Raw genomic sequence first — 17340 nt, 5'->3', positions numbered from 1 at the left:
TGGAGGTGTAGGGGTGAGGGCGCGGCGACCTGATCAAGCCGTGGGAATTCGGCAGCGGGTTCAGGGGCCCCTGCTGGGTCTGGGGCAGGCCAGGGGCAGGCGGATTCTAGCGTGGCTAAATACTCGGTCAAGAATAAGGATTCATACCATTATATGATTACATATTTAAACAAATCCAACTTCTTGATTCGAAAGGCAAGGGAAATCCCTTGGAGGCGGGGATTGCAATGCAAGCGTGGGGCGCCTAATCTGAATACGCCTGAGTTCTCAGGCGGTTTTCCGAAATCCGGCAGCCCGAGGTGCAAGTCAAGGGCTCGAACGATGGAGGATCCATGGCGGCAATCTCTTGCTGCCAGCACGGCAGGAACCATTGACTTCCGGTCGCGCGAAACGATGGCATGGGTCTTATGCCCGCCATCAAGCCCGGTAATGAGACATTCGTCGAATTGCCGGGCTTTCTTGTTTCTAGCTTTGCTTCTCTTTGCGGCACACTCCCGCGATGGATGTAGCTTCGCTCAAACAAAACAAATGGATGCGGCGTGGGATCGTCGCCTTGCTCGTTCTTCTGGCGCTGTGGGTCCTTGCCTGGCTGGCGGTGCCGCCGATCGCCAAGAGCCAGATCCAGAAGATCGCAAGCGAGAAGCTCGGCCGGCAGGTCACCGTGGGCAAGATCGACTTCAAGCCCTGGAGCCTCGAGCTCGCGCTGAACGATCTGAGCATTGCCACGGCCGATGGCAGCCGGCCCCAGGTGGCCGTCAAGCGCATCTATGCCGACGCCGAGCTGCAGTCGCTCTTGCGCCTGGCGCCGGTGATCGATGCGGTGTCGGTCGAGTCGCCCGCCATCCTCCTCACGCACCTTGCCGACGGCAAGTACGACATTGACGACATCGTGGCCAAGCTCGCGGCCGGCCCGCCGCCCGACCCCAAGGCCGAGCCAGCGCGCTTCGCGATCTACAACATATCCATCAAGAACGGCGCGGTCGATTTCGACGACCAGACCGTCAAGCGCAAGCACGAGCTGCGCGACTTCGTGCTCAACGTACCGTTCCTGAGCAACCTGGCTTCCAAGCGCGACATCAACACCGAGCCCAAGCTTGCCTTCACCCTCAACGGCAGCAAGTTCGATTCGGCCGCGCTCACAACGCCGTTTGCCGAAACCCGCAAGACCGACGCCCATGTGCAGTTCAAGGGGCTCGACCTGGTGCCCTACCTGGGCTACATACCCGGGGGCTTGCCGGTGAAGCTGCAGGCCGGCAGCCTGGACGCCGACCTGAAGATCGACTTTGCCCAGGCCGCCGCGCCCGGCCTGAAGATCACCGGCACAGTCGAAGCCCGCGGCGCGAAGCTGGGCGATGCGCGGGGCCGCGACTTGCTGGGCTTCGAGTCGCTCAAGCTGGCGCTGGCCGACGTGCGGCCGCTGGAGTCGGTATTTCATCTGAGCGAAGTTGCGCTCTCCGGTCCGCAGCTTGCGGTCGCCCGCGATGCAAAGGGCCAGCTCAACCTGCTCGCCACCGACCCGGCCACGGGGGCTGCCGAGAAAGTAGCGGCTCCTCCCACTGCAGCGGCAAGCGCTCCGGCCGGCAAGGCACCTGAAAAACCGAAGCTCAAGGTCCAGGTCGACAAGATCGCGCTCAGCGGCGGGCGCATCGGCTGGCGCGACGAAACCGTCAAGCCCGCCGCGGCCATCGACCTGAGCGCGCTCGGCCTCGATGTGACCGGCGTCACCTGGCCCATGGAAAAGCCGGCCCAGTTCAACGGCAGCACCGCAGTCGCCGGCGCAACCCTCAAGTTCCAGGGCAGTGCCACCGACAAGATGGCCGATGTGCAGACCGAAGTCGAGGCGCTGCCGCTGTCCCTGGCGGCTCCTTATCTGGCGCAAAGCCTGGAGCCCACGCTCGACGGCAAGCTCAGCGGGCAGATCGACATCGCCTGGGCTCAGCCCGATCTCAAGTTCAAGGCCCGGCGCCTGGCCGCCGACGGCCTGGCGCTCACCCAGGCGAAGACTGCCTTGGCGAGCGTCGGCCGCTTCGAACTGGTCGATGCCGAGGTCGACATGGCGAAGCACACGCTGAACGTGGCTTCTTTCACCGCCACGAACCCGAAGGTCCATATAGAGCGCGACAGCGAAAAGCGCTGGATGTTCGAGCGCTGGCTCAAGACGCCGGCGGCTGGCGGGGCTGCAGCGGCCAAGGTGGCCGCGCCCAAGCCCGCGGGCTCCGGGACCGCGGCGGCATCGTCCGCCGCCAACACCAAGCCGTGGGCATTGACCATCGGCACGCTGGCGGTCGGAAACGGCACGCTTTCGTATGCGGACAAGGCCAGCGCAACGCCCGTGGCGGTCGAGATTACAGCGCTCAATCTGAACGCGCAGAAGGTCGCGCCCGAGACCAGCACGGTGTCGCCGCTGCAGATTTCAGGGCGTATCGGCTCGCGGCGGGCCGAACCGGGCCGCTTCGACTACAAGGGCCACGTGGTGCTCAAGCCGCTTTCGGCCGAAGGCCGGCTCGAGGTGGCGTCTTTTCCCGCCCATGCCTTCAAGGCCTACTACGCGGATGCACTCAACGTGGATATCCGCCGCGCTTTCGCGAGCTATCGCGGCACCGTGCGCTATGCAAGCGCACCAGCCGGCATGACCCTGAAGCTTGCCGGTGACACCGCACTTGACGACTTCCGCGCCAACAGCATCTCGCTCACCCAGTCGCCCGGTTTCGACCGCAACACCAACCAGCTGCTGAGCTGGAAGACGCTGAGCCTGCGTGGCCTGCAGGTGAGCATGGCGCCCAACGCGCCGCCAGCGGTGGATGTTCGCGAAACCACCCTGACCGACTTTTTTGCCCGCGTGATCGTCGATCCCACCGGCCGGCTGAACCTGCTGAACCTGACGAAGAAGGGCGAGGCGGAAGGCAATGCCACCGCGGCGACGAGTGCCGAGGCAAAGACGCGCAGGAGCCTGGGCGGAACCAGCACCACCACGGCGCCCTTGCCGCAGTCCGGCGGCGCCCCGGCGTCGGCCGAGGCCATGGTCGGCGGCAGCTCCGAGCCCGCCAGGCCGGCCTCGGCGCCGGTTGCAAAGGCGCAGGCCGAAGCCGACACCGGGCCCAAGCCGGTCATCAATTTCGGCCCGATGAGCCTGGTCAACGGTCGGATCGACTTCACCGACCTGTTCGTCAAGCCCAACTACTCGGCCGACCTGAGCGAGCTGACCGGCAAGCTCAGTTCCTTCTCGTCGAACCCGCCGAGAGGCGAGAGCGGCCGCCCGGCGCTGGCCGACCTGGAACTGCGCGGCAAGGCGCAGCAGACGGCGGCACTGGAAATCACCGGCAAGCTCAATCCGCTGGCCAAGCCGCTGGAGCTCGACATCACGGCCAAGATGCGCGATCTCGATCTGGCGCCGCTCTCGCCGTATTCGGTGCGCTATTCGGGCCACGGCATCGAGCGGGGCAAGATGAGCATGGACGTCAACTACAAGATTGCGGCCGACGGCCAGCTCACGGCCACCAACAAGCTGGTGCTCAACCAGCTGCAGTTCGGCGACGAAGTGCAGGGCGCGCCCAACAGCCTGCCGGTAAGGCTCGCGGTGGCGTTGCTGGCCGACCGCAACGGCGTGATCGATGTCGACCTGCCGCTGCGCGGTTCGCTCAACGATCCGCAGTTCAGCATCGGCCCGCTGATCTTCAAGGCAATCGTCAACCTCATCGTCAAGGCGGCGACATCGCCGTTCAGCCTGCTGACCGGTGGTCTCGGCGGGGGCAGCGGCGAATCGAGCACCATCACCTTCGAACCTGGCAGCTCGGTGCTCAGCGCGAGCGCCAAGGAAAGCCTGGACAAGGTCGCCAAGGCTTTGGCGGAGCGTCCGACCCTCCAGATGACGGTGGTCGGCACTTCCAGCCTCGAGCAGGAGCGCGATGCCTACCAAGGCCAGCGCCTGCGCCAGTTGGCCCAGGCCGAGAAGCGGCGTGCGGCCGTGCGCAGCGGCCAGGCGGGCACCGACGTGCCGCCGGTTACCGATGCTGAATACCCCGAACTCCTGACCGCCGTGTACAAGCGCGCCGACATCACCAAGCCGCGCAACATGGTCGGGCTGGCCAGGGATCTGCCGGTGAAGGAAATGGAAAACCTGCTGATCACCAGCATTCCGGTCGACGAAGAGTCGATGCGGCAACTGGCCGTGGAGCGCGGCGCCGTGGTGCGCGACTACCTCCTGGCGCAAAAGCTCCCGAGCGAACGCCTGTTCCTTGGCGCCGTGAAAACCAAGGCGAGCGGTGCCGACTGGAAACCGGGCGCCGAACTCAACCTGGCCATGAAGTAGGCAGAAGAGCACTTGGTTTTTTGCGCCGGCTCGCTATATATGTAGGCCGCCGCCCGGGCCTTCGGGCAGCTATTTGGCTGCTGTCCCGGCATGGAATTCAACCGCCCGCCACAACTGGGTGAAAATGTCGATGTGCGCCGGCCTTTGCCGGCGCCTTCGCTTTCTCTCTTCAGACAACGATCTCGCGCAAGTGACCTCTACTTCTTCCAAGCCACACGACCTCCAGGCCCTCGACACGCTCACCGGCGGCGCCTTCACCGCGCCAACCTCGGGCGAGCGCGCCGCGCGCATCCGCGACTGGCTCGCGGGCAACCCCGCGCCCGAGCAGATGCAGGAAGTCTTCAAGGAGCTGAGCGGCCGCGACAAGGGCGCGGCGCGCCTCTTGCGCGAAAAGCTCGACGAACTCAAGCGTGCCAAGGGCCAGGAAGCCATTGCCGCCGAATGGGCGCAAAAGGCCGAGGCGTTGCTGGGCCAATCCAAACTCAACATTGCCGATGCGCTCGCCTGGCAACGCGACGCCGCCAAGGCCGGCGCGCCGCTCTCGCGCGAGCCGCTGGCGGGTTTCAAGGTGCAACTCGCCGAGCGCGTGAAGGGCATCGAAGACCTGCAGCACCGTGCCCAGGTGCACCGCGAAGCCGCCGTGCTGCTCGCGCAGCGCTTTGAAGTGCTCTCGACCAAGGGCTGGCAGGACGCCCAGGCCGCCGAGGAATCGCTGCGCGCCGACGTGACCCACTGGCAGCAGCAGGCCGCCGACATCACGGCCGATGGCAACTGGAGCAGCCTGGACGCCAGGTTTGCCCCGCAGCTCGAATCGTCCAAGGCGCAATTGCTGGTCGTGTCCGACGCGTTCCACGCGGCGCTCGCCCAGGCGCAGGCCGCGGCTGCAGACCCGGCGGCACCGCTCCCGCCGGTGCCCGTGTGGGCCGACGAACTGCGCGCCGCGCGCGGCGAAGTGGTGGCGCCCAAGGCCGCGCCCGCCAAGCCGGCCGCACCCAAGGTAGACCCGGCCGTGCGCGCAGCGGCTCAAGATGCCGTGCAAGCGGCCCTGACCAAGCTCGAGCAGGAAACCGCCGAAGGCCACGGCAAGGCCAGCGCTGGCGCGGCCGCGGCACTGCGCGCGGTGCTGAAGGAACACGGCAAGCTCGTCGATGCCCCGCTCGAAGCGCGCGTGCATGCGGCGCTGGTGGCGGCCGGCGAACTCGAAGGCTGGCAGCGCTGGAGCGCCGACAAGGTGCGCGAAGATCTCGTCGCCAAGGCCGAAGGCCTGCTCAAGCGCCCCGAAGGCCAAGCCCTCGGTGGCCGCAAGATGCAGGAAACGCTGCGCTCGCTGCGCGACCAATGGAAGCAGGCCGACCAGGGCGGCGTGCCCAATCATGCGCTCTGGAAGCGCTTCGACGAAGCCTGCAACGAAGCCCACAAGGTGGTCGAAGCCTGGCTCGAAAAGGTTCGCGCTGATGCGGCCGAGCATCGTGCCCACCGCGTGGCGCTGATCGAAGAGGTCAAGGCCTGGGCGGCCGAGCACGCCACCCCCTCCGACCTGAAGGCGCACAACCGCGCGCTGCACCAGTTTGCCGACCGCTGGCGCGATGCCGGCCACGTGGGTGAGAAGGTCTTCGCCGAACTGCAGCCGCAGTGGAACGAAGCATTCGGCGCTGCACGCGCACCTTTCGAGACGGCGCAAAAGGCGAGCATCGAACGGCGCCAGGCCATGATCGCCGAGGCCGCAGAGCTCGGCGCCCAGCCCATGCTGCGCATCGATGCCGTCAAGGCCCTCCAGCAGCGCTGGCAGGCGGAGGCCCAGAGCGTGCCGCTCGACCGCCGCCACGAACAGAAGCTGTGGGACGCGTTCCGCGCACCCATCGATGAAGCCTTCAATCGCAAGACTGCGGAGCGCGAGAAGTCCGCAACCGCGATGAGCGAACACGACCGCCATGTGCTCGAGGCCTCCAAGGCGCTCGACGCTGCCAATGCCGGCGGCGATGTGCAGAAGATTCGCGCCGCCATCGCCCGGCTCGAAGCCGCGCTGCGCGGCGAGGCGCCCCCGCCAGCACCCGCGCCCTCCAGCGACGGACCTTCGGTCGGCGCCACCGAGGTGGTCGCACCCGGGCAGGCTGCGGCCGAATTCGGCGAGAGCGCCGAACAGGCTCCGGGCTCGAGCGATGCGGAAGCCCTGCCAGGCACGCGCGCCGAACCGCCGCCCGCCGCCAACACAGACCTGGTGGCACCGGCCGATGGCGCGGATTCTTCGGCGCGGGCCGACAGCGCGGCACACGAAGGCAGCGAACCCGCTGCGGCCGAAGAAGCCAAGGCACCGCCCGCACCGCCGAAGCCGGCCCCCAAGCCGGTGGTTGCCGTGCGCGGCGACGACCGTCCTGGTAACAAGAAGGCCGAAGCAGCCCCGGCAGCCCGTGCAGGCGGCCGGTTCGGCGATCGGCGCGATGGCGCCCGTCCGGGCCCGGGCGGCCCTGGTCGTCCTGGCGAGCGCGGGGCACCTCGCGCTGATGGCCGTGGCGACCGCGGCGATCGCGGTGCACCGGCCGGACGCTTCGGCGACCGCCCGCCGCGCTTCGAAGACCGAGGTCCGCGGCTTGGCGACGCGGCTTTCCGCGCGCAACGCGAAGCCCTCGAGCGTGCGGACATGGCGCTGCGCAAGCTGGCGGCCCAGGCCCACGGCGAAGCGCTAACGCAAGTGCTCGGCGCATGGGAGCAACGCGATGCCTCCAAGCTGCCCAGCGTTCAGGAGCTGGGCCGCGCGGTCACGCCCGCGGTGCGCAGCGGCTGGTCTCAGGCCATCGGTTCGGCACCCAAGGCCGCACCCGATGAAGCCGCCGAAGCACTGTTGCGCCTCGAAATGGCCGCCGAAGTGCCGACGCCTGCGGAGCAACTCGACGCACGCCGCGCGCTGCAACTCAAGTTGCTGACGAAGCGCGGCGATCCCCCGCCGGCACAGACCTGGGGCCAGGACGCCGGCAAGGTGCTGGCTGCAGCGCACGATGCGGCCAGCGCGCGACGTTTGCAGAACGCGTTGAAGGCGCTGCTGCGCAAGTAAGGCGCGCACCCGCGCACCGGCTCCGACGGCCATGCAAGAAAAAGGCGCCCCGCGGGGCGCCTTTTTCTTGGTGCGATGAAATCGCGTGGATCAGACTTTCTCGCCAATCGTGGGCGTTTGGACGACGGCCGCCTGCTCGGCCGCATGGCCGCTCGCCATCCGGCGCCGGGCGAACAGCCCGCCGATGCCCAGCAGCAGCGCGACGGCGCCGACGATCAGGGTGGTCTTGTCCGTGGCCATCGATGCCGCGACCTTGTCCTTGTTCTCCATGATCTTCTGCACGTCGGCGAGCGCGACCACCGGCTGGCCCTTGAGCTTGGCCTCGTACACGAGATTGTTGTCCGAGGGATCGATGCGCACTTCGATGGCTTCGTCGATCAGCGGCTCGACCTTGCTTCGGCCGATGGCATGGTCGACGCGCCATTTCTCGGTGCTCCCGTCGGCGAGCTTCGCATCGAGCACGAAGTAGTGGCGCGTCGTGGTGCCGCCGCGGCGGCGCTTGGTGGTTTCGGTGATCTCGCTGCCGCTGACGATCGTGCCGCTCTTGGCAACCAAGTCTTCCACCGCGGTGCCGTGCGTGTCGGCGCCCGCCTTGAACTGTGCATAGGCTGCCCATCCCAGGATGCCGACGCCGAACAGCAGCGCGATCCATGCCTTGCCCGTGAGCTGATAGAACCAATCCCTCATGTTGTTGACCTTTTTCGGTGAGTTGATAACCCGCCGATGTTAAGGGGCAAATTGCTACTGAATAGGTAGCAATGAATGAAGAATTGGCGGGCGATCAGCTCTGTTTAGGAAGAAAGAACTCATCGAACAGCGCCACCACCGCGGGGAAGTCCCGCGCGAAGTTCGGACGGTTCACGAAGTAGGCCTCGCAGGCCACCGCGAAGAACTCGCTGATCGATGTTGCGCCATAGTCGTCGAGCCATGGCGGCTCGGCGCCGAAGCGGTCAGCGAGGATCGTCTTCTCGCGAAAGTCTTCATACGCCGGCTGCAGCACCGCAAGCCAGGCGGCGCGAGACTCGCGCGCATTCTTCTTGCCCGCGAAGCCCGGCGGCAGCGGCGGACAGCCGTCGGCATCGCCTGCGCGCATGTCGATCTTGTGGGCGAACTCGTGGATCACGACGTTGTAGCCGCCGCCAGTGGTGATGCCGCTTGCGAGCACATCCTGCCAGCTCAGCATCACCGGGCCGCGGTCCATGGCCTCGCCGGCCACCACCTCGTCGTATTCGTGCACCACCTGCGCTTCGTCGACGATCTTGCGCCGCGCGACGACCTCCGACGGATGCACCACGATGCCGACAAAATCGTCGTACCAGTCCAGGCCGCCTTTCAAGTTGAGAACCGGCAGCACCGCCTGCGCGGCAATTGCCAGCGCGACCTCGTCGGTGATGACGAAGCCCTGCGTGCCGTGAAATTCCTTGTCGCGCAGGAATTCAGCCGTGAGGGTGCGCAGCCGTTGCTGTACGAGGTGAGGCAATTCGCCCAGAAAGGCATAGCGCTCGAGCGTCGCCTGCCAGGCCGCTTCGGGAATCGGGGGCAGGGCGCGCAACTGGCGCAGCCACTTGAACATTGCGTTGGTTAACGCAGATCGACGCGTTGCGCGCCGGCGGGTGAAAGGCACAGCAGCTGCGCGCGCGGCGGATGGGCCGCCACGTCCCAGTCGCTCAGCACCATGCGCTGGAGGCCGTCGCCCAAGTCGTGGTCGGCGGGACGGTGCGTATGGCCGTGCACCAGTGTGCGCGCGCGCGCCTGCTCAAGCCACTGGCGGGCGGCACCGCCATCCACATCGGCCCAAAGCGTCGACGGGTCGCGTTTGCGGTCTTCGCTTTGCTCGCGCATCGACCGTGCGAGCGCGCGGCGTTCGGCAAGCGGCCTGGCCAGAAATGCGGCCTGCCACTCAGGCGTGCGCACCTGGGCGCGAAACTTGAGGTAGTCGGTGTCGTCGAGGCAAAGAATATCGCCGTGGCTCAGAAGCCACCGTTCACCGTGCAGCACCAGCACTGTGGGGTCGTCCAGCAGCGTGAAGCCGCATTGCGCCGCAAGCGCTGGGCCCACGAGGAAGTCGCGGTTGCCGTGCATGAAGTACACCGGCAGCCGTTCGGCGGTGCGACGCAGCAGCTCGGCGCAATGCGCCTCGAAGCCGGGCAGGGCGGCGGCGTCGTCGCCCACCCACACTTCGAACAGGTCGCCGAGGATGATCAGCGCATCGGCCGGCGTGGTCTGCAAATAGCCCTGCCACGCTTCGAAGGTGACGGGCTCCTCGGCCTGCAGATGCAGGTCCGAAATCAGGTCGACGGTGCGCCACGTCGGCGGAGCGAGCAACTCCTTGAAAGCCGGATTTGCCGCCATGCCGATGTCGCGCCCCGCCTGCTCTTGCTGGTCGTTATTCGGAGACGACAACAGCCTTTTCAATCACGACGTCTTCGAGCGGCACGTCGTCATGGAAGCCCTTGCGGCCCGTCTTCACGGCCTTGATCTTGTCGACGACATCGGTGCCGCCGGTGACCTTGCCGAACACCGCGTAGCCCCAGCCCTGGGCCGAGGGGGCGGTGTGGTTCAGGAAGCCGTTGTCGGCCACGTTGATGAAGAACTGGGCGGTGGCCGAGTGCGGTGCGCTCGTGCGGGCCATGGCCACGGTGTAGTTGTCGTTCTTGAGGCCGTTGTTGGCTTCGTTCTCGATTTCGGCGCCGGTGGGCTTTTGCTTCATGCCGGGTTCGAAGCCGCCGCCTTGCACCATGAAGCCCGGAATCACACGGTGGAACACCGTGTTGTCGTAGTGACCGTTCTTCACATAGTTGACGAAGTTTTCGGCCGACTTGGGGGCCTTGGCGCTGTCGAGCTCGAGCGTGATCACGCCGTAGTTCTTGATGTGCAGTTCGACTTTGGGGTTGCTCATGAGGGAGTCCTTCTTTCGGATGTTCGGAAATTACTTCGCCAGTGTGGCGGACTTGATGATGATGGGCTCGAGCGGCACGTTCTGCATGCCGCCCTTGTTACCGGTTTGAACAGCGCGGATCTTGTCGACCACGTCGGTGCCGGACACGACGCGGCCGAACACCGTGTAGCCGTAGCCGTCGGGATTGGGCGCGTTGAGCGAGTCGTTGTTCTTCACGTTGATGAAGAACTGCGACGTGGCCGAATTCGGGTTGCCGGTGCGCGCCATGGCAATGGTGTACCTGTCGTTCTTCAGGCCATTATTGGCTTCGAGGGCAATGGGCGGGCGCGTGGGCTTTTGTTGCATCTCGGCCGTGAAGCCGCCGCCCTGGATCATGAAGCCGTCGATCACACGGTGGAACACTGTGCCGTCGTAGTGCTTGTCCTTGACGTACTGCAGAAAGTTCTCGACTGTCTTGGGTGCCTTGGCCTGATCGAGTTCGACGAGGATGTCGCCGGCCGAGGTGGCGAGCTTCACGCGCGGGCCGGCCTGCTGCGCATGCACGGTACCGGCAAAGGCGAGGGCTGCGGCCAGCGCGAACGCGCCGCGGCGGCTGAATCGGGTGGACGGGAAATTGAATAAGGCTTGGATCGTCAAGGAAAGCTCCGTGTGCGAATGATGTGGGGTGCGGGCCCGGCAACGCAAGCTGCCGCGGTCCGGTGCGCGTGCGGCCGGTTACTTGCTCGGGCGGCCGACCGGTTTGCGAACTTCCGCCGGAGGCGGTGGCAGCGTTGCGGCTTGCGCTTCGGCTTTCGGGTTGAAGATCTGGCGGATCAGCGAGAGCTTGGGCGCGACGCTCGCGTTGGTGCTGGCGAATTGCTGCGCCCGCACATATTCCTGGGCGGCGAGACGCGCATACACGTCGCCGAGATTTTCATGCGCGGTGGCGTAGTTGGGGTTGAGCTTGAGCGCCTGTTCCAGAGCGGCGCGTGCCTGGTCGAACTTGCTCTGCGCCGCATAGAGCGCGGCCAGGTTGTTGTAGGGCTCGGGCAATTCGGGGAAGTCTTGCGTCAGCTGCGTGAACGCGGCGATGGCCTCGTTCTGCTTCTTTTGCTCGGTGAGGATCACGCCTCGCAGAAAGCGCATCTGCGGATCGCGCGGCTTGCCGGCAATGTACGCGTCGGCCTTGGCGAGCGCCTCGTTCGACTTGCCCTGGCGCAGCAGCGTGTTCACGTCGTCGTAGTCGTTGGCGTACGCGGTGGAACCCCACAGGCTGAAGAGCAGTGCAAAGGCGATGGAGAGTTTGGAGAACGCGACGTGCTTCATGAAGCCTCGGCAAGATTGGGAAGTGCGGGCCTCGAAAACACCCGGAATGTACACGGCAGCAGCCGTTTATACTGCGATGCATTGTAGCCGAGGGGCCATGTCCAACCCCTCGCGGCCACTGTCCCGTCACCCCTGAAATTCAACGTCGTTCGCCCGTGCCGCACGTGCGCGAAGCGACGCTTTCCGAGCCTCATGAGTCTGCGCATCTACAACACGCTTTCGCGTGAACTGGAGGAGTTCTCCCCATTGCAACCGGGCCGGGTGCGCATGTACGTGTGCGGCATGACGGTTTATGACCTGTGCCACCTGGGCCATGCGCGCTCGATGATCGCCTTCGACCTGGTGCAGCGGTGGCTCAAGGCCAGCGGCTATGCCGTGACCTATGTGCGCAACATCACGGACATCGACGACAAGATCATTCGCCGCGCCGTCGAGAACGGCGAGACGATCCGCTCGCTCACCGACCGCATGATCGACGCGCTGCACGAAGACGCCGACGCGCTCGGCATCGAGCGCCCCAGCCACGAACCTCGCGCCACTGACTACATCCCGCAAATGCTGTCGATGATCGGCACGCTCGAGAAGAAAGGTCTGGCCTACCGTGCAGAGAACGGCGACGTGAACTACGCGATCCGCAAGTTCCCCGGCTACGGCAAGCTCAGCGGCAAGTCCATCGACGAGCTGCATGCGGGCGAGCGCGTGGCCGTGCTCGACGGCAAGGACGACCCGCTCGACCCCGTGCTCTGGAAGAGCGCCAAGGCGAGCGAGCCCGACGAGGTGAAGTGGGCCAGCGAGTTCGGCGCGGGCCGCCCGGGCTGGCACATCGAGTGCTCGGCCATGGCCTGCGAACTGCTCGGCGAAACGCTCGACATCCATGGCGGCGGCGAAGACCTGCAGTTCCCGCACCACGAGAACGAAATTGCGCAGAGCGAAGGCGCAACCGGCAAGCCGCTGTCCAACTACTGGATGCACAACGGCTTCATCGTGACCGACAACGAGAAGATGTCCAAGAGCTTGGGCAACTTCTTCCTGATTCGCGATGTGCTCAAGAAGTACGACGCGGAAACCATCCGCTTCTTTGTCGTGCGGGCGCACTATCGCCGTCCGCTCAACTACAGCGACGTGCACCTGGACGACGCCCGCAATTCGCTGAAGCGGCTTTATACGGCGCTCGAACTGGTCGCGCCCGAGGCCGTGGCCATCGACTGGAGCGATCCGTACGCGGCTCGCTTCAAGTCCGCCATGGACGAGGACTTTGCAACGCCCGAAGCCGTTGCCGTGCTGTTCGATCTGGCGGGCGAGGTGAACCGCACGCGGTCGGCCGCGCAGGCCGGCTTGCTGAAGGCGCTGGGCGGCTGCCTGAACATTCTGCAGAGCGATCCGACCAGCTTCCTGCGTGCAGGCACCACGCTGGACGAAGCCACCATCCAGGCGCAAATCGATGCACGCGCGGCCGCCAAGGCCGCAAAGAACTTTGCCGAGGCCGACCGCATCCGCAACGACCTTCTGGCGCAGGGCATCGTGCTCAAGGATTCGCCCACCGGCACGACCTGGGCCGCAGCGCAGTGAACGGAACCACCAACCCAATGCCTGCAACCAGGAAATCGAGCGTCCAGATCTTCACGCCCGATTACTGGGAGGAGGCCTGCAAGCACCTGGCCAAGAAGGACCGCGTGATGAAGCGGTTGATTCCGAAGTTCGGCGATGCCTGCCTCGAGTCGCGCGGCGATGCGTTCACCACGCTCGCGCGCAGCATCGTGGGCCAGCAGATTTCAGTGAAGGCCGCGCAGACGGTGTGGGACAAGTTCGCGGTGCTTCCGCGCAAGCTGACCCCGGCCAACGTGCTCAAGCTCAAGGTCGACGACATGCGCGCGGCAGGGCTGTCGGCGCGCAAGGTCGAGTACCTGGTCGACCTGGCCATTCACTTCGATTCGGGCGCGGTGCACGTCGACGCCTGGAAGGACATGTCGGACGAGCTCATCATCGAAGAGCTCGTGGCCATTCGCGGCATCGGCCGCTGGACGGCTGAAATGTTCCTCATCTTTCACCTGATGCGGCCCAATGTGCTGCCTGTGGACGACCTGGGCCTGCTCAACGGCATCAGCGTGAACTATTTTTCGGGCGATCCCGTGAGCCGCAGTGATGCCCGCGACGTCGCCGTGGCCTGGGCGCCATTTTGCAGTGTGGCAACTTGGTATATTTGGCGCTCGCTCGACCCGGTACCGGTCGCATACTGAACAACAGGAGAAGACGTTGGCGAAACGAACCTTCCTCGACTTCGAGCAGCCCATTGCTGAACTCGAATCCAAGATCGAAGAACTGCGCTATGTACAGACCGAATCGGCGGTCGACATCTCGGAGGAAATCGACCAGCTGGGCAAGAAAAGCCAGCAACTCACCAAAGACATCTACAGCGACCTGACGCCCTGGCAGATCACCAAGATCGCACGGCATCCGGAGCGCCCCTATACGCTCGACTACGTCAACGAAATCTTCACCGACTTCGTCGAGCTGCATGGCGACCGGCATTTTTCGGACGACCTTTCGATCGTCGGCGGGCTTGCACGCTTCAATGGCACGCCTTGCATGGTGCTGGGCCACCAGAAGGGGCGCGACACCAAAGAGCGCACCGCGCGCAACTTCGGCATGAGCAAGCCAGAGGGCTACCGCAAGGCATTGCGGCTCATGAAGACGGCCGAAAAATTCAAGCTGCCGGTCTTCACCTTCGTCGATACGCCCGGCGCCTATCCCGGCATCGACGCCGAGGAGCGTGGCCAGTCCGAAGCCATCGGCCGCAACATCTACGAGATGGCGCAGCTCGAAGTGCCGATCATCGTCACCATCATCGGTGAAGGCGGCTCCGGCGGCGCCCTCGCAATCTCGGTGGGCGACCAGCTCCTGATGTTGCAGTACTCCATCTACTCGGTCATCAGCCCCGAAGGCTGCGCTTCCATTCTCTGGAAGACCAGCGACAAGGCGCAGGAAGCGGCCGATGCCCTCGGCATTACCGCGCACCGCCTGAAGGCATTGGGCCTGGTCGACAAGATCGTGAACGAGCCGGTCGGCGGCGCGCACCGCGACCACCGCCAAATGGCTGCTTTTCTCAAGCGCGCGCTCAACGACGCCTTCCGCCAGGTCAGCGACCTGAAGCCGAAAGAGCTGCTCGATCGCCGCTACGAACGCCTGCAAAGCTACGGGCGCTTCAACGACACCAAGGCCGACACCGGCAGATAAGCAAGCGCCCCATGAACGAAGCCTTCGAACGCGCGATGGCCGCGTTCGAGCCAGCGTATCTGCCGTTGGCGGTGGGCTTCAGCGGCGGGGCGGATTCCACGGCCTTGCTGGCCGCTTGCGCGTCGGCATGGCCGGGGCAGGTGGTGGCCTTTCATGTACACCACGGGCTGCAAGCTGTGGCCGACGATTTCGAGCGGCATTGCGCCGAGGTGTGTGAGCGGCTGGGCGTGCCGCTGGTCGTCCATCGCGTCGATGCCCGGCATGCGCGGGGCGACAGTCCTGAAGATGCCGCACGGCGTGCGCGCTACGAGGCCTTTGCAGCAATGGCTCTCTCGGGCGAATCGGCTGGCGCTATCAAATCAATAGTCCTCGGGCACCATGCAGACGACCAGGTCGAGACACTGCTGCTCGCCTTGTCCAGGGGGGCGGGGTTGCCGGGCCTTGCGGCCATGCCGGCGCATGCGCAGCGTCATGGGCTCGACATCTACCGGCCGTTGCTGGCCGTGCCCGGTGCCGATATCCGTGCCTGGCTGAAGGGGCTCGACTTGCCCTGGATCGAGGATCCGACCAACCAGGACGAGCGCTACACCCGCAACCGCATCCGCGCCGTGCTGTTGCCGGCGCTGGCGCAGGCTTTTCCGCAATTCCGCTCCACCTTCACCCGCAGCATCGGCCATGCCGCGCAGGCGCAGGAGCTGTTGGGCGAACTGGCGGCGCAAGACCTGGCCACAGTGGGCGCTCCACCGCGCATTGCCCCACTGCGGCTGCTTTCACATGCGCGCCAAGCCAACCTGCTGCGATACTGGCTGATGCAGGCGCACGGCTGCGTCCCCAGCGCGGCGCAGCTCGACCAATTGCTGAGCCAGTTGCAAGCGTGCACGACCCGCGGCCACCGCATCCACCTCAAGGTGGCCAACGGTTTCGTCGAGCGGCGGGGCGATTTTTTGCATTGGTACAATTCCAGGCCCTCGCCCAAGGCTTCGCGCTGACGGCTTGCAGGGCGCCGCGTCGGCACTCGGGAGTGCAGCGGCCCTTTCTTTTTCTCTGAATTCACCCATGGCATTGATCGTTCACAAATACGGCGGTACGTCGATGGGCTCGACCGAGCGCATCAAGAATGTCGCCAAGCGCGTCGCGAAGTGGGCGCGCGCCGGCCACCAGATGATCGTGGTCCCGAGTGCCATGAGCGGCGAAACCAATCGCCTGCTCGGCCTGGCCAAAGAGCTGGCTCCGAGCAAACCCAGCGACGCCCACGGCCGCGAACTCGACATGCTCGCCGCCACCGGCGAACAGGCTTCGTCCGCGCTGCTGGCCATTGCCCTGCAGGCCGAAGGCATGGAAGCCGTGAGCTACGCGGGATGGCAGGTGTCGGTGCGCACCGACAGCTCCTACACCAAGGCCCGCATCGAGAGCATCGACGACGAACGCGTCCGCGCCGACCTGGATGCCGGCAAGGTGGTTGTCATTACCGGCTTTCAGGGCGTGGACGACAGCGGCAACATCACCACGCTGGGCCGGGGCGGCAGCGACACCTCGGCCGTGGCCATTGCGGCCGCCATGAAGGCCCACGAGTGTCTGATCTACACCGACGTGGACGGCGTCTACACCACTGACCCGCGCGTGGAGCCCGATGCGCGCCGCCTCTCGACCGTGAGCTTCGAAGAGATGCTCGAGATGGCGAGCCTGGGCTCCAAGGTGCTGCAGATCCGCTCGGTGGAATTCGCCGGCAAATACAAGGTGCCCCTGCGCGTGCTTTCGAGCTTCACGCCCTGGGACATCGACATCAATGAAGAGGCCAAGTCCGGCACGCTGATCACTTTCGAGGAAGACGAAAACATGGAACAAGCCGTTGTATCCGGCATCGCTTTCAACCGCGACGAAGCCAAGATCTCGGTGCTGGGCGTGCCCGACAAGCCGGGCATCGCGTATCACATCCTCGGTGCCGTGGCGGACGCCAACATCGAAGTCGACGTGATCATCCAGAACCTCAGCAAGGACGGTCGCACCGACTTCAGCTTTACCGTGCACCGCAACGAGTATGCGAAGACGGTCGACCTGCTGCAATCGAAAGTCATGCCCTCGCTGGGCGCGACCGAGATCGTGGGCGACACCAAGATCTGCAAGGTCAGCATCGTGGGCATCGGCATGCGCAGCCACGTGGGCGTCGCCAGCAAGATGTTCCGCGTGCTGAGCGAAGAGGGCATCAACATCCAGATGATTTCGACCAGCGAGATCAAGACCTCGGTCGTCATCGACGAAAAATATATGGAATTGGCGGTGCGCGCGTTGCACAAAGCCTTCGATCTGGACCAACCTGCCGCCTGACAGTGGCATAATCTCGGCTTCTTTCAGGAACTGTGACCGAGTGGCCGAAGGTGCTCCCCTGCTAAGGGAGTATGGGGTGTAGAGCCTCATCGAGGGTTCGAATCCCTCCGGTTCCGCCAATTGAGGTTTTGGAGCAATCCATAACCTTCCGAATAAGCCCCGTAGATCGTTGATTTACGGGGCTTTTTCTTTGGCTGAGCGTCTTTAGCGTACCTGGCT

The 17340-nt window shown here is 65.2% G+C and carries 13 protein-coding genes and 1 tRNA gene; 8 read left to right on the top strand and 6 right to left on the bottom strand.

Features of this window, described 5'->3' with window-relative positions; all coding sequences use genetic code 11:
- Window positions 1-499: 499 nt before the first annotated feature.
- The gene (locus tag GOQ09_RS15955) at window positions 500-4309 is read left to right on the top strand and encodes a DUF748 domain-containing protein (RefSeq protein WP_157614404.1); all 3810 of its coding nucleotides are present in this window, start codon (window positions 500-502) and stop codon (window positions 4307-4309) included.
- A 130-nt stretch (window positions 4310-4439) separates the two neighbouring features.
- The gene (locus GOQ09_RS15950; protein WP_431769313.1) at window positions 4440-7358 is read left to right on the top strand and encodes a DUF349 domain-containing protein; all 2919 of its coding nucleotides are present in this window, start codon (window positions 4440-4442) and stop codon (window positions 7356-7358) included.
- Window positions 7359-7448: 90 nt separating this feature from the next.
- On the opposite strand, the gene GOQ09_RS15945 is transcribed toward GOQ09_RS15950, so the two are convergent.
- The 6 genes from GOQ09_RS15945 to GOQ09_RS15920 all read right to left on the bottom strand — a co-directional run bounded on the left by GOQ09_RS15945 (window position 7449) and on the right by GOQ09_RS15920 (window position 11562).
- On the bottom strand, window positions 7449-8045 hold the full coding sequence (locus GOQ09_RS15945) for a hypothetical protein (protein WP_157614402.1): 597 nt from the start codon (window positions 8043-8045) through the stop codon (window positions 7449-7451).
- A gap of 94 nt (window positions 8046-8139) precedes the next feature.
- On the bottom strand, window positions 8140-8931 hold the full coding sequence (locus GOQ09_RS15940; RefSeq protein WP_157614401.1) for a zinc-dependent peptidase: 792 nt from the start codon (window positions 8929-8931) through the stop codon (window positions 8140-8142).
- An 8-nt stretch (window positions 8932-8939) separates the two neighbouring features.
- Window positions 8940-9710 (bottom strand): UDP-2,3-diacylglucosamine diphosphatase, encoded by a 771-nt coding sequence (locus GOQ09_RS15935; RefSeq protein WP_157616731.1) that lies wholly within the window; start codon window positions 9708-9710, stop codon window positions 8940-8942.
- A gap of 34 nt (window positions 9711-9744) precedes the next feature.
- Complete coding sequence (locus GOQ09_RS15930) at window positions 9745-10257, bottom strand: peptidylprolyl isomerase (RefSeq protein ID WP_157614400.1); 513 nt, start codon at window positions 10255-10257, stop codon at window positions 9745-9747.
- Between the two features lie 30 nt (window positions 10258-10287).
- Window positions 10288-10893: a peptidylprolyl isomerase gene (locus GOQ09_RS15925; protein WP_157614399.1), complete on the bottom strand. Its 606-nt coding sequence runs from the start codon at window positions 10891-10893 to the stop codon at window positions 10288-10290.
- 78 nt (window positions 10894-10971) lie between these two features.
- A complete protein-coding gene (locus tag GOQ09_RS15920; protein ID WP_157614398.1) occupies window positions 10972-11562 on the bottom strand; it encodes a tetratricopeptide repeat protein in 591 nt (196 codons plus the stop codon).
- Window positions 11563-11754: 192 nt separating this feature from the next.
- Between GOQ09_RS15920 and cysS the strand changes: the two genes are divergently transcribed.
- From cysS to GOQ09_RS15890, 6 genes are all read left to right on the top strand, one after another.
- Window positions 11755-13131 carry a cysteine--tRNA ligase gene (cysS, locus tag GOQ09_RS15915; RefSeq protein ID WP_157614397.1) on the top strand — a complete coding sequence of 459 codons (1377 nt, stop codon included), beginning with the start codon at window positions 11755-11757 and terminating at the stop codon, window positions 13129-13131.
- Between the two features lie 17 nt (window positions 13132-13148).
- On the top strand, window positions 13149-13799 hold the full coding sequence (locus GOQ09_RS15910; RefSeq protein ID WP_157614396.1) for a DNA-3-methyladenine glycosylase family protein: 651 nt from the start codon (window positions 13149-13151) through the stop codon (window positions 13797-13799).
- 16 nt (window positions 13800-13815) lie between these two features.
- Window positions 13816-14796 carry an acetyl-CoA carboxylase carboxyltransferase subunit alpha gene (locus tag GOQ09_RS15905; RefSeq protein ID WP_126749515.1) on the top strand — a complete coding sequence of 327 codons (981 nt, stop codon included), beginning with the start codon at window positions 13816-13818 and terminating at the stop codon, window positions 14794-14796.
- 11 nt (window positions 14797-14807) lie between these two features.
- A complete protein-coding gene (tilS, locus tag GOQ09_RS15900) occupies window positions 14808-15785 on the top strand; it encodes a tRNA lysidine(34) synthetase TilS (RefSeq protein WP_157614395.1) in 978 nt (325 codons plus the stop codon).
- Between the two features lie 67 nt (window positions 15786-15852).
- On the top strand, window positions 15853-17121 hold the full coding sequence (locus GOQ09_RS15895; protein ID WP_157614394.1) for an aspartate kinase: 1269 nt from the start codon (window positions 15853-15855) through the stop codon (window positions 17119-17121).
- A gap of 26 nt (window positions 17122-17147) precedes the next feature.
- Window positions 17148-17240 (top strand) — tRNA-Ser (locus GOQ09_RS15890).
- Window positions 17241-17340 lie beyond the last annotated feature (100 nt).

The organism is Variovorax paradoxus (genome assembly GCF_009755665.1).
Lineage (GTDB): Bacteria > Pseudomonadota > Gammaproteobacteria > Burkholderiales > Burkholderiaceae_C > Variovorax > Variovorax paradoxus_G.
This window is presented reverse-complemented; position numbering and strand designations above follow the sequence as displayed.